This window comes from Acinetobacter lwoffii (assembly GCF_029024105.1).
Classification (GTDB): Bacteria; Pseudomonadota; Gammaproteobacteria; order Pseudomonadales; family Moraxellaceae; genus Acinetobacter; species Acinetobacter lwoffii.
On record NZ_CP118963.1, the window covers coordinates 2,006,547 to 2,018,984 of the forward strand.

11 protein-coding genes are annotated in these 12,438 nt (G+C 44.5%); 5 read left to right on the forward strand and 6 right to left on the reverse strand.

The window, feature by feature from the left end; translation table 11 throughout:
* Window positions 1–107 precede the first annotated feature (107 nt).
* Together gloA and PYW33_RS09735 are read right to left on the reverse strand one after the other, a co-directional pair.
* A complete protein-coding gene (gene gloA, locus PYW33_RS09730; protein WP_004279741.1) occupies window positions 108–509 on the reverse strand; it encodes a lactoylglutathione lyase in 402 nt (133 codons plus the stop codon).
* A gap of 1 nt (window position 510) precedes the next feature.
* Window positions 511–2,679: an AmpG family muropeptide MFS transporter gene (locus PYW33_RS09735; RefSeq protein WP_004646544.1), complete on the reverse strand. Its 2,169-nt coding sequence runs from the start codon at window positions 2,677–2,679 to the stop codon at window positions 511–513.
* A 198-nt stretch (window positions 2,680–2,877) separates the two neighbouring features.
* Between PYW33_RS09735 and PYW33_RS09740 the strand changes: the two genes are divergently transcribed.
* On the forward strand, window positions 2,878–5,505 hold the full coding sequence (locus PYW33_RS09740; RefSeq protein ID WP_023278679.1) for a Lon protease family protein: 2,628 nt from the start codon (window positions 2,878–2,880) through the stop codon (window positions 5,503–5,505).
* Window positions 5,506–5,593: 88 nt separating this feature from the next.
* Here PYW33_RS09740 and grxD read toward each other — a convergent pair whose 3' ends face one another.
* Window positions 5,594–5,935 carry a Grx4 family monothiol glutaredoxin gene (grxD, locus tag PYW33_RS09745; protein ID WP_004279738.1) on the reverse strand — a complete coding sequence of 114 codons (342 nt, stop codon included), beginning with the start codon at window positions 5,933–5,935 and terminating at the stop codon, window positions 5,594–5,596.
* A gap of 160 nt (window positions 5,936–6,095) precedes the next feature.
* Between grxD and PYW33_RS09750 the strand changes: the two genes are divergently transcribed.
* A complete protein-coding gene (locus PYW33_RS09750; protein ID WP_004646541.1) occupies window positions 6,096–7,307 on the forward strand; it encodes an aspartate aminotransferase family protein in 1,212 nt (403 codons plus the stop codon).
* 59 nt (window positions 7,308–7,366) lie between these two features.
* Here the strand turns inward: PYW33_RS09750 and PYW33_RS09755 are convergent, their stop codons facing one another.
* The 3 genes from PYW33_RS09755 to surE all read right to left on the reverse strand — a co-directional run bounded on the left by PYW33_RS09755 (window position 7,367) and on the right by surE (window position 10,101).
* The gene (locus tag PYW33_RS09755) at window positions 7,367–8,296 is read right to left on the reverse strand and encodes a LysR family transcriptional regulator (RefSeq protein ID WP_004279736.1); all 930 of its coding nucleotides are present in this window, start codon (window positions 8,294–8,296) and stop codon (window positions 7,367–7,369) included.
* A gap of 91 nt (window positions 8,297–8,387) precedes the next feature.
* Window positions 8,388–9,218 carry a peptidoglycan DD-metalloendopeptidase family protein gene (locus PYW33_RS09760; RefSeq protein WP_004646540.1) on the reverse strand — a complete coding sequence of 277 codons (831 nt, stop codon included), beginning with the start codon at window positions 9,216–9,218 and terminating at the stop codon, window positions 8,388–8,390.
* Window positions 9,219–9,312: 94 nt separating this feature from the next.
* Window positions 9,313–10,101 (reverse strand): 5'/3'-nucleotidase SurE, encoded by a 789-nt coding sequence (surE, locus tag PYW33_RS09765; protein WP_004279734.1) that lies wholly within the window; start codon window positions 10,099–10,101, stop codon window positions 9,313–9,315.
* Between the two features lie 111 nt (window positions 10,102–10,212).
* Between surE and PYW33_RS09770 the strand changes: the two genes are divergently transcribed.
* The 3 genes from PYW33_RS09770 (at window position 10,213) to dacC (ending at window position 12,403) form a co-directional block, all read left to right on the forward strand.
* A complete protein-coding gene (locus PYW33_RS09770) occupies window positions 10,213–10,584 on the forward strand; it encodes an MCR_0457 family protein (RefSeq protein WP_004279733.1) in 372 nt (123 codons plus the stop codon).
* A gap of 161 nt (window positions 10,585–10,745) precedes the next feature.
* Window positions 10,746–11,126: an MCR_0457 family protein gene (locus PYW33_RS09775; RefSeq protein WP_004646539.1), complete on the forward strand. Its 381-nt coding sequence runs from the start codon at window positions 10,746–10,748 to the stop codon at window positions 11,124–11,126.
* A 128-nt stretch (window positions 11,127–11,254) separates the two neighbouring features.
* Window positions 11,255–12,403 (forward strand): D-alanyl-D-alanine carboxypeptidase PBP5/6, encoded by a 1,149-nt coding sequence (gene dacC, locus PYW33_RS09780; protein WP_004646537.1) that lies wholly within the window; start codon window positions 11,255–11,257, stop codon window positions 12,401–12,403.
* Window positions 12,404–12,438 lie beyond the last annotated feature (35 nt).

Below are 12,438 nucleotides of genomic sequence, written 5' to 3' on the forward strand. Positions count from 1 at the left end.
AAATGCCCGGCTATCTTAACAGATGCCGGGCCCATGCTATGCACTCAGATTGATGTAATATTTTCATCTATACATGAATGCATTTCATATATCTCGCTACATCACACTTAGTTATTACGTGCATTGTTGTCTTGCTGGATCAGCTCGATCTTGTAGCCATCTGGATCTTCTACAAATGCAATTACAGTCACGCCACCTTTCATTGGGCCGGCTTCACGCACCACATTACCGCCACGCGCTTTAATCTCTTCGCAAGCCTTGTAAGCATCATCAACTGCAATCGCGATATGACCATAAGCATTGCCCAGTTCATAGCTGTCTGTATCCCAGTTATGGGTCAATTCCAGTACGGTGTGATTCTCTTCATCGCCATAACCGACAAAAGCCAGGGTAAAACGGCCTTCTTCGTAATCACGCTTACGAAGCAAAGTCATGCCAAGTACTTCAGTATAGAACTTGAGAGATTGTTCTAAATTGCCTACACGTAACATGGTATGCAGCATGCGCATATTAATCATCCTTCTGTACAGATTGTTGTTGGTGTTCACCGAGCAGTTTTGCGACCCAAACCACCAGAATCAGGATCGGAATCCCGATTAGAGTAGTCATCAGGAAGAAATTCGGATAACCGATATTGGTGACTATAGTACCCGAATATCCGCCTAAAATCTTAGGGGTCAAAGTCATGAGTGAGCTAAAAATCGCATATTGAACAGCGGTAAAAGACACACTGGTCAAGCTCGACAAGAATGCAATAAACGCAGCACCAGCCAGCCCAGCAGCCAGATTGTCGACAATAATAGCAAAATAAAGCCACTTGTCGCTATAAGGTTTAATTACCTTACCACTGACTTCGACTGTATCTGAACTGTTGCCATCCACCACTGCCAAGGGCTGAATATCGACATCCAGATTCTGGGTACTAGCCAACTGATCATTGACCTGATAAACATGCGTGGTTTGCTGAAGTGCCTGATCATCTTGCATCAAGACTGCACTGATAATATGTGCAGGTGACTGAATCAGTTGCTGTGCAGGAATCGCGGCAGTAAATACGCCTTCACTTTCCAGTTTTGCCTCAATATTCTGATCATTGATTTGCAAAACAATCTTTTGATTTTCTTGCAGTGCTTCACCGACATACTGGCTGCGCACTACAATGGTCTTGTCCTGTTCAGCTACAGTGAGGCTATTGTCACTGGTGATCGGCAAGATCTGTAACTGGGTGCTACCCTGTTCTGTGGTCAAATACGGCATATTGACCTGTACCGGGGCCTGATCAGTAACATCTCCATCCAGATAAGCAGCCGATACTTGTAGCTGTTTGCTCTGCGCCAGCACTGCACTTGGGATATCCAGCTTCCAGTAACCAACTTCATCGGTCTCTGCCTGATAAACCTGATTACCGGCTTTAACTTCCACAGCTGCCAGTTTTTCACCAGACTTGACTAGGCCGATAAAAATCAGGTTGGTAGAACAGGCCAGTACGGCACCGACAAACATCAGTTTCATGATGTTCATCTTCTGGGCCAAGAGCCCGCCAAGGAAACCACCGACTAAAGAGAAAATCACCCCATAGACTTTAACGGCCTCGGCAATCTGTTCTTTACTGAAATTCAGGTCCTGATAGAACACATTGGAAATGACGCCGGCAATAATATCGGAAACCCGATAAAAACCGATCAACAATAACAGCACCAATGCCAGTTTCAAGCCATAACGCTTAAAGAAATCTGCAACCGGATTGACCCAGGTTTCATAGGCCATCTGCTTGTTAACCGCACCCATTTTTACCAAGCCTGCACCAATCGCAAAGGCCACTGCACCCGAGCCAACAAAGCGCAAAGCTTCAAAACAGAACAAGGCAAAGGTATCTTGAATAGCGAATTGTTCGGTGATGCTGGCCACCAGATTGCCCGAATAGATATAGCTCAGAACAAAACTGATTACCGCCACAAAAAACACCGCAACTAAACGGAAATAATCACTGCGCACATAGTGTTTGCGTACCCGGTTAACCTGCGGCTCCCGAATGGACAGTGTGGTGATAATACCGACCAGCATGACAGCAGCCATCGCCAGATAGGTCCATTTCCAGGCATCATAGATATAGTTGCCTTTCGCAGTTCCCAAATAGGCCGCAAGAAACAAGGCACCAGCACCGGCCACAATCATCCCGATCCGGTAACCTGCATTATAGGTGGAAGCCAATACGGTCTGCATCTGGGTTTCCGCCAGCTCAATCCGGTAGGCATCAATCACAATATCCTGCGTTGCTGCGGAGAAACCAAGCAGGACAGCACCGAGCGCCATTTGCTGTAAATGTGTGGCACCCAAAGCCGGATCAGAAAAGGCCATAATGGAAATGGCACAGACAATCAGAATCTGCGCAATCAGCAACCATGCACGACGACGTCCCAGAGCCTTGGTCAGAAAAGGGACAGGAAGTTCATCAATGAGCGGTGCCCAGACGAATTTAAACGAATAGCCCAATGCGGCCCAGCTAAAGAAAGTTACTGCACTTTTGCTGATTCCGGCCTCACCTAACCATAAAGACAGACTGGAAAAAATCAGAAGAATCGGCACACCAGCCGAAAATCCCAAGAACAGCATGATCAATGCACGTCGATCTAAAAATGCTGTAAATGCGGATTTCCAACCCGTCGTTTGTGTTGTCATTGCTTTATTATTTTCCGCAGAAAAACCAATTGCTGCTATTCAATCCTGTAATAGCGTATCTTTCAACAAGATTTATATATTTATCACATTTCCGGTTTTTTATTTTCTGGCAAAAGCGACATGTTGGCTTGAATTTTTCAAGTAAATCTGTATACCTTAACTCCTATCAACGTAATATTTCGTTTTGGATTTTCAACAGTGACCCAGAGACTCGATCAAATTAATTCTTCTATTGCCAGCAACACCAGCACAACTCCACAAAAAATCCGCTCAGATTTACTTATCTCTGCATTTGAACAAAGCGAAATTAAAAATACTCTGGACCATACCCGGTTAACATCCACCCAGCTGACGCACATTCCAAACTTAGAAAAAATTCCTGCGTCAACCAAACGGATCAAGCCCCTGAATAACTTTTTGGGCCAAGATCGCGCACGCGCCTCAGTTGAGGCCGGGATTGCCCTGCCTTATTCCGGCTATAACATTTTTGCTGTCGGTACCGCAGGTCTCGGAAAACGCACCATGGTGAAGCGTTTGCTGCAACAGCACGCCAAAACTATGGAAACCCCGAATGACTGGGTGTACGTCAATAACTTTCAGAACCAGCGTCAGCCGATTGCGCTAGAACTGCCCCCGGGTCAAGGTCCAAAATTCCAAGCCATGTTGAATCAAAGCTGGCAAACGATTCTAAAACAGCTTGAGCGCCGTTTTACTGCAGAAACCTATCACAACCGCATTGAAATGATTCGCCAGGAAACCGGTGATGAACAGCAGCAGGCGCTCATCGAACTGACCAAAGAAGGCGCAGAACTGGATCTGAAGCTGATCTCGCGACATGATGAGCACTGTTTTGTCCCTGTGCATCTGATTGATGACAAATTGCAGGAAATGTCTCAGGAAGATCTGAATGCCTTAAGCAATAAAGATCGTGCTGAACTGGCGTCCAACATGCGCTATATGGACAAGAAACTGGAACGTCTGGGTTTGCACCTGGGTGATCTGGAAGATGATGCACGTGATCGCGTACAGATCCTGAACCGCGATATCGCCAAGCAGGTGGTCTTACCGCGAGTCGAACAGATTCTGGCAAAATTCAAACATGTGGAAGGTCTGGAACATTACCTGAAATATTATGCCGAAGACATTATCAACAATGTCGAAATTGTGCTGGAACAGGAAGAAGACGATTTCACTCCGGCACTGTTCAGTCGCGTTCCAGCACGTTATCAGGCCAATGTGATTATTACCCATAAGCCGAACAGTGGCGCACCGGTAATCTTTGAAGATTTTCCAACGCATTACAATTTATTGGGGCATGTGGAACAACTGACCCAAAATGGTACGATTACCACGGACTTTACTTTGATTCGTCCAGGTACCTTGCACAAGGCTAACGGTGGCTTCCTGATGCTGGAAGCGGAACAATTGCTGGAACAGCCGTATGCATGGCAAGGCTTGAAGCGCGCGCTTAAATCGGGGCATTTAAAACTTTCCTCGCTCGAGCATATGATCACGCTGACCGGCAGCATTTCAATCGAACCTGCTTCAATTCCTCTGAATATCAAGGTGATCTTGCTGGCTGAGCCTGAGATCTATTATGAAATTTTAGAGCTTGAACCAGAGCTGGGCAGCATCTTTAAAATCCGTGCTGATTTTACCGATACATTACAACGTAATGACGATAACGAGCAGGCTTATATGCAGCTGATTGCCGACTATGTGCAATCCGATAAATTACTGCCTTTTGACCGTTCCGCTTTGGCGGCATTGCTCACAGATTCCAGTCGTCAGGCCGAAGATCAAAGTTCATTGTCATTACATGCCCTGACGCTGGGCGATCTGATCCGTGAAGCACATCATCATGCCTTCCAGGCCGGTGACAAGATGGTTTCAGAAAAACATATCAATACCGCACTGGATCACCGTAAATATCGTCTTGGCTATTTACGTGAACTGTACTGGCAGGATCTGACCCGTGGTACCCAACTGATCGAAACCCGTGGTCATCGTCTGGGCCAAATCAATGCCCTGTCCGTCATTCACTATGCTGATGTTGAGTTTGGTCTGCCTTCACGTCTGACTGCTTCGGTTTACCAAGGTGGCGGTGATATTCTGGATATCGAACGCAGTGTCGAACTCGGTGGCTCTTTGCATGCCAAGGGCGTGTTGCTGATGTCGTCTTTCCTGAAAGCACATTTTGGCCGTGAACAGACCTTGCACTTCTCTGCTGCGCTAGCGTTCGAACAAAGTTATGGTCAGGTCGATGGTGACAGCGCCACAGTCGCGGAGCTTTCTGCCCTGTTATCTGCTATCAGCCAGTTACCGATTGATCAGTCCTGGGCCATTACCGGTTCCATGAACCAGCTGGGACAAGTACAACCGGTAGGTGGTGTGAATGCCAAAATTGAAGGTTTTTTTGATGCTTGCAAGTTACAAGGTCTGACAGGAAAACAAGGTGTAATTATCCCACGTCAAAATATGCAACATCTGATGCTGCGTAAAGATGTCACCATTGCTGTGGAAGAAGGTCAGTTCCATATTCACGCGATTGATACCATTGATCAGGCGCTGGAAATCCTGATGGCACGTCCTGTCGGCACCTTGGATAAAAAAGGTCGCTATAGCAAAAATTCAATCTATGCCGCAGTAATGGCACAGCTGGATTATTGGCAAGCGATTGAAGATGGTGCCGAACTGGTCGAAGTGCCGAAGAAAAAGAAAAAGAAGAAGAAAAAAAAAGACAAGAAGCAAATCGTCGAGCCACAAACTGAAGTTGAAGCTGATGCTTCGACAGTTGAAAAGCCGGATGCAGCGACAGAGGATTAACTCTGACCTTGCTCCAGATAAAATAGAGATAAAAAAAGCGCTTCTCAATGAAGCGCTTTTTCACATCTGAACTTAATTTAATACAAAATTAAGCATCAGCTGCCGGGCTGTACTGTTCAACTAAAGGCTTTAATTCACCTTTTTGGAACATGTCGAGCATGATATCACTACCACCGATCAACTCACCATTGATCCAAAGCTGTGGAAATGTCGGCCAGTTGGCGATTTGTGGTAACATCGCGCGAATGTCCTGGTTTTCCAGAATGTTTACATAAGCAAACGGACGACCAATTTGACTGAGTGCTTCTACTGCACGTGCAGAAAAACCACATTGTGGAAATTGCGGTGTGCCTTTCATGTAAAGAAGTACTGCGTGTTTTGCAATTTGGTCACGAATTAACGCTTCGGTATCGCGTGCTTGTTCAGTCATTGATAAATCCTCAACTCATCTGTCTCGCATTATACCCAAATCCAGGCAAAACAGTATGTCTAAAGCAATAATTCCAATTTTATTTACAATTACCCTTTAAATCTGAGCGGGTTTTTGCTTATATAAGTTTTTCTTTCCACCTAACAGTTAAGAGTTAGTCATGAATAATATTACCCTCGCACCGGTACAAACTGATCAACCGTCTCATTTGATGCCTGTTTTTGGCCGTCAACCGATCAGCTTTGTCCGAGGACGAGGTGCATATCTTTATACCGAAGATGGTACAGAGTATTTAGATGCATTAACCGGAATTGCGGTATGCGGTTTGGGCCATGCGCATCCAGTCATTGCCGAAGCGATTGCTGAACAGGCAGCGACCCTGATTCATACCAGCAACCTGTTTGAAGTGCCTTGGCAAACCGCTGCCGCACAGAAACTGGCTGAAGTTGCAGGTATGGAAGAAGTATTTTTCTCCAACAGTGGCGCAGAATCAAATGAAGGTGCAATCAAAATTGCACGTAAATTTGGTCATATGCAAGGCATTGCATCGCCTAAAATCATTGTTGCCGACCAGTCTTTCCATGGTCGTACCATGGCCACCTTATCTGCTACAGGCAATAAAAAAGTGCAGGAAGGCTTTGGCCCACTGGTTGAAGGTTTTGTCCGTGTACCTTTTGGTGATATCGAAGCGATTGAAGAAGCGGCAATCAATCACCCGGATATCGTAGCGATTTTGGTTGAGCCTATTCAGGGTGAAGGCGGTGTCAATACCGCACCTCAAGGTTTCAGCTATTTAGAAGAAATTCGCCAAATCTGCAACCAGCATAACTGGCTGATGATGCTGGACGAAGTGCAAACTGGTAATGGCCGTACCGGTAAATACTTTGCTTATCAGCACACCAATATTATTCCGGATGTACTGACCACAGCCAAAGGCTTAGGAAATGGCTTCCCGATTGGTGCAGTCATGACCCAAGGTCGTGGCGTCGGTGTATTAACTGCTGGAAATCACGGTTCTACCTATAGCGGTACAGCACTGGGTTCGCGTGTGGTCTATACCATTCTCGATATTATGCGAAAAGAAAATATCGTCGCGAATGCGGCTGAAAAAGGTGCTTATATCGTTGACCAGCTACGCAACAAACTGGCAGATCAAAATGTCATCGTACGTGGTTTCGGTCTGATGATCGGGATTGAATTACCAAAAGAATGTGGTGATCTGGTTGCGATTGCACGCAATGAATACAAGATGATTATCAATGTCACTGCAGGCAATGTCGTTCGTCTGTTGCCTACCCTGAATATTACCCAGGAGCAGGCAGACCAGTTGATCGAACGTCTGGTAAAAATGATCAAAGCTTATTTGGCATAAAGCCCTAGCCTAAAAATTAAAAAAGCCGCTCTAAAGCGGCTTTTTTATTATTCTGTACTCTATGATGCGTTTTGTAACATACGTCCGCCAGAGATCTGGCTAAAATATTGTTTCAGGGTATCAAGACAACGAAGAATTTTTGTCGGTTGTTGTTCACGTTTCGGAATAACCGCATACAGTGTAATCGATGGCAGTCTCCATTCAGGCAGAACTTCAACTAAAGTACCGTTAAGCAAATCCTTTTTAGCATCAAGATATAAAACCTTGGCAATCCCATTACCCTGCAAGCACATCGATTTTGCAACCAAACCGTTATTGGTACTGAAACGGGATTTCAGTTCAAACTCGGCTTTTTCTGCAGTATTCACATGTTGGAAATGATAATACTGATGGTTTTTAAGATGCGTTAAAGGCAAGACCTCATGATTTTTAAGATCATCAGGTTTCGAAATAATGGTGCTTTGATTAATATAACTCGGTGTCGCCACCAGAATTTGCTCAATCTGCATCAATGGCACAACCTGAAGATTATGCTCATCATTTTTCTGTTCAAATCTTAGGGCGATATCAACCCGCCCATCCAACAAATCAACCTCATGATTGTTTGTTTCTAAATGTACTGCCAAGCCGCGATGTGCAGCTATCCAATGAGAAAGTGCAGGAATCACATGATTCGCGCATAATTCTGGCAAAGAAACGATACGCAGCTCACCCACGAGATCATCACGTAACTCATTGATCCGGACTTTACCGCGCTCAGCAGCAGATAACATTTCTTGACAGCTATGGAAAAAAGCTTGTCCCGCTTCGGTCAGACTTAATTTTCTCGTCGAACGATTTAGAAGTACGACTTCCATATCGTGTTCTAACGAGCGAATTTGTTGACTGACGGCGCTGGTCGTAATCCCTAATTCACGGGCAGCACCGCTAAACGAGTTCTTCTCCACAACGCAAGCAAAGACACCCATTGCTCGAAGTTGATCTAACATAAATTTCCCTCTAAACTTATGAGGTGCTTCATCATTTGATAAAAGCAACTTATTGTATTATACGGCGAAATTTACACTTTGCATTATTTATTTAATTGTTTGGTAAAACTGCAGTAGGATTAATAGGTTTGCCGTCTAAGCGCACCTGAAACTCAAGCATGGTACGGTTTGTACCAGTTGATCCCATTTCTGCAATTTTTTGACCAGCCGTTACATTTTGGCCACTTTTCACATTCAATTTACTGTTATGTGCATAAGCGGTGATATAGCCATTGATATGCTTTACCAACACCAGATTGCCATATTCTTTCAGGCCATCAGCGGCATACACCACCTGCCCGTCTGCTGCTGCAAATACCGGATCACCGACATTGCCACTATAGCGGGTGCCCTTGATATTAGAAGCTAAATTGTATTGCTGAAGAATCGCGCCATTCGATGGTTTTACCCAACGTAGACCTGCTGCAGTAGATACTGGCGTTACAGGTGCAGATGTACTGACGCGTGGTGTGGTTTGTACTGTCGTTGCTGGTGTCACCGGTGCCGGTGTAGGCACTGCAATTGTTTGACGCTGGATTGGCGCTGCCTGAGTCACTGCTTGGGTGCTGGTGCTACGGCGCGTAGTATGGGTTTTCAGGCGGATCGATTGTCCGACATAAATCCGGTACGGCGCACTGATATCATTCATCTCTGCGACACTGATATAGTTCAGTCCATAACGTGCTGCAATCCCACTCAATGTATCTCCTGAACGCACCGTATAGAAATCAGGAGCTGTTGCATAACGCGTTGCATTATTCACCTGGGGTTTGGTGGCACAACCGGTAATTACTCCTGTAGAAATAACAACGGTCGATAAAACGAGGGTTTTAATCAGGGTTGTAGGCGAAGCTACGACACATTTCGGTAACACCAAGAACATTATCTTCCTCTCTAATGCTATACGGTTGCAAAATTCCGTTAAGATTAGCAAAGTTTTACGGCAATATACTTGCAATCGCGAGTTTTTCACAAAGTTATAACACTAAGGACGCATTTTCTGCCAATTGTGTTTGTAAATTCCGCAGACTCTCATAATTGGTAGCATCCATCTGAATCGGGGTAATACTGACATAGCCATTGGCGACCGCAGAGAAGTCCGAATCAATTTCGTTAAATCCTGGCTTAGGGTCTGCGACTGCTTCTCCTGAGAGTCCAATCCAGAATACCTGACGACCACGCGGATCTATATGACTCGTCACCGGTTTAGACTGACGGCGGCGACTTTGATATGTCACTTTTTCACCCTGCAATTCAGTTACATCTGGAATATTGATATTAAAAATATGTCGCTCAGGCAGAACAGGCAAACCACGAGCAATAAAATCATGCACCCATTCGGCGGCCAACTGATAATCCTGAGGCTGCTGATAGCCACGTACATTCGGCCCACTCAGTGATACGGCAATCGCAGGATGTTTAGTTAAACGACCTTCAAAGGCCGCCCCGACTGTACCGGAATACAAGATATCATCTCCCAGATTTGCGCCGCTATTTATCCCGCTAACCACCAGGTCAAATTCAAAATCAAATAGCCCGTTCATAGCCAAGTAAACGCAATCTGCCGGCGTCCCATTAACCGCCCAGACATCAGGAGAAATCTGGATTGGGCGTAAAGGGCGGTCCAAAGTTAAGGCACTAGAAAAGCCACTGCGTTCACTTTCCGGTGCCACAATCACCACTCGCCCCAAAGGCTTTAGCGCTTGCGCCAAAGCCTGAATACCGGGTGCAAACACCCCATCATCATTTGAAACTAAAATATTCACTAAAAAATCTCGTTACGCTAAAAAATGACTGACTAGGACATTTCATTGTATTAGTGCAGGAATTATATATATTTATTGCTCGACATCCATCTTTATAATATGTGGCTCAAGATGATTAAAAAATTCTCTTTATTTAGCGCTCTCACTTTAAGCTTGGCAGCATTTATTTCCCCTTCAGTTATGGCAAACGATCTGACTGTTGAAGAAAACAATACCATTGTAAAAGAAGATATTGCATCAGCACAGGTTATGGCTGAAGTTTGCCCGGCAATCATTGGTCAAAATCCAAAATTTAACAGCACCGTTGAACAATTGATCCAGTCTTATCTTGCAGACTACTCAGATAAAGGCATGAGCTATCAAAAGCTACAGGCAGACAGTGAATATAAATCTTTACTTGAAGAAGCACGTCAGGGTGCAAAGCAAACCAGCTCAGACGAGCAGAAAACTGTCTGTGAAGAAATGCTAAACTACCAAGGCTAAGCCAGCTAAATTTTCAAATAAGACGGTGTAAACATCGTCTTATTTTCTCTTACAGATTTATTCATAATTCTACAGCTTCGCTACATTTTCCCACTTTTCAATTTCAAAAATAAGTTTAAGCTAGGCAAATTATTGTTCTAAATCTTCTTTTTGAGTTTTCAATGAAAAATCCAATATTCCAAGCTTTAACATTCTGCGCAATTTCTGCCGCCACTCTTTTGGGAACTTCTGCATTTGCAGCCGATGAAAACATTAATGTTACCCCAACTCAGCAAGTGACCAAACAGGAACTGGCAGCCATTTATGTTCTTTCAGAAATCTGTCCAAGCATGGTCAAAGACAAGTCACAGTTTAATCAGGGTTATACCAAGCTGGTGACTGAGTATATGCCGGGCCAGCGTAATCCGGTTGAAAGCTTAAACCAGATGGCTAAACAGAACGATTTCCGCAATATTCTGTCCGAAGCACAATCGGATGCCAAGAAAGCCGGCAAGAAAAAAAATCAGGTGATTTGTAATGAATTAACCACCTATAACAATTAAGCTGCTTTTCTGCCGATAACTTACAATACTTTTGAAATAAGACCGGGTTTCCCATAGAAGTCAGCCTAGCTTTGTCCTAAAATGCTAGGCTCTTCGTGCTTACATCAAGATATAGGAACCCACTAGAAATGACCCAAAAAACTGCCCTTGCTGCATTATTATTAGTTCCTAGTTTTAGCTTTGCAGCAACTGTCCTATCTGCACCACCAGAATTGAATAATAAATCCTATGTGCTAATGGACTACGAGACAGGGCAACTTCTCGCTTCAAAAAATGAAAATGAAAAATTAGCCCCTGCTTCAATGACCAAGATGATGACCAGCTACATCATCGAACAAAAACTATTGAGCGGTGAACTCACTGAAGATGAACAAGTGCGCATGAACGAGTCAGCATGGTGTCGCGGCAGTAGCGCGGAATCATGTATGTATGTACCTTTAAATGGTACGGCAACTGCACTTGAAATGCTTCGCGGGATTATTATTCAATCAGGGAATGATGCATCGAAAGCCATGGCTGAACATATTGCAGGGAACGAGGGTACCTTTGCACATATGATGAACCAGGAAGCTAAACGTATTGGCATGACCAATACCAGCTTTATCAATTCAACCGGTATGCCAGCTGAAGGTCATTATTCAACTGCCAAAGATATGGCAACGCTGGCACAACACATCATTAAAGACAGTTCTAAGTATTATCCGATTTATGCGGAAAAAGAATTTACCTTTAATGGCATCAAGCAAGGTAACCGTAATGCCCTGCTATATACTGATCCGAGTGTAGATGGTTTAAAAACTGGCCACACTGATGAAGCTGGTTATTGTCTGACCACCTCATCAAAACGCGGTCCTACGCGTCTGATTTCAGTGATTTTTGGTGCACCAACCATGCAGGAACGTGCGACACAAACACGTGAATTGCTGGCTTGGGGTTATGCAAACTTCGAAACCAAAAATGTTCAACCTGCTAAACAGGTACTTGCCAAAGCCAAAGTCTGGTTTGGTAAGGAAGATGAAGTTCAGATCGGTCTTGCTGAAAACTTTAACGTGACCATGCCAAAAGGTCAGGCTAATGCGATTAAAACCCAGCTGGTAGTTCAACCTAAACTGACTGCACCTTTACAGCCTGGTCAGGTCGTAGGTAAATACGTAGCGACTCTGGATGGTAAAGTAATTTCAGAAAAACCATTGGTGGCTTTAAACGCGGTTGAAGAAGCTGGTTTCTTCGCACGTATGCTCGACCACATTAAACAGTTCTTCTCAAACTTGTTCTAAGTTTAAATAAACTGTTTTAGTCCCGGACTAAGACC

What these genes read in the sequence shown, in the direction of transcription:
- gloA (WP_004279741.1), bottom strand. Translation starts at nt 509, where the DNA reads ATGCGCATGCTGCATACCATGTTACGTGTAGGCAATTTAGAACAATCT.
- PYW33_RS09735 (WP_004646544.1), bottom strand. Translation starts at nt 2,679, where the DNA reads ATGACAACACAAACGACGGGTTGGAAATCCGCATTTACAGCATTTTTA.
- grxD (WP_004279738.1), bottom strand. Translation starts at nt 5,935, where the DNA reads ATGACTGAACAAGCACGCGATACCGAAGCGTTAATTCGTGACCAAATT.
- PYW33_RS09750 (WP_004646541.1), top strand. Translation starts at nt 6,096, where the DNA reads ATGAATAATATTACCCTCGCACCGGTACAAACTGATCAACCGTCTCAT.
- PYW33_RS09755 (WP_004279736.1), bottom strand. Translation starts at nt 8,296, where the DNA reads ATGTTAGATCAACTTCGAGCAATGGGTGTCTTTGCTTGCGTTGTGGAG.
- PYW33_RS09760 (WP_004646540.1), bottom strand. Translation starts at nt 9,218, where the DNA reads ATGTTCTTGGTGTTACCGAAATGTGTCGTAGCTTCGCCTACAACCCTG.
- PYW33_RS09770 (WP_004279733.1), top strand. Translation starts at nt 10,213, where the DNA reads ATGATTAAAAAATTCTCTTTATTTAGCGCTCTCACTTTAAGCTTGGCA.
- PYW33_RS09775 (WP_004646539.1), top strand. Translation starts at nt 10,746, where the DNA reads ATGAAAAATCCAATATTCCAAGCTTTAACATTCTGCGCAATTTCTGCC.
- dacC (WP_004646537.1), top strand. Translation starts at nt 11,255, where the DNA reads ATGACCCAAAAAACTGCCCTTGCTGCATTATTATTAGTTCCTAGTTTT.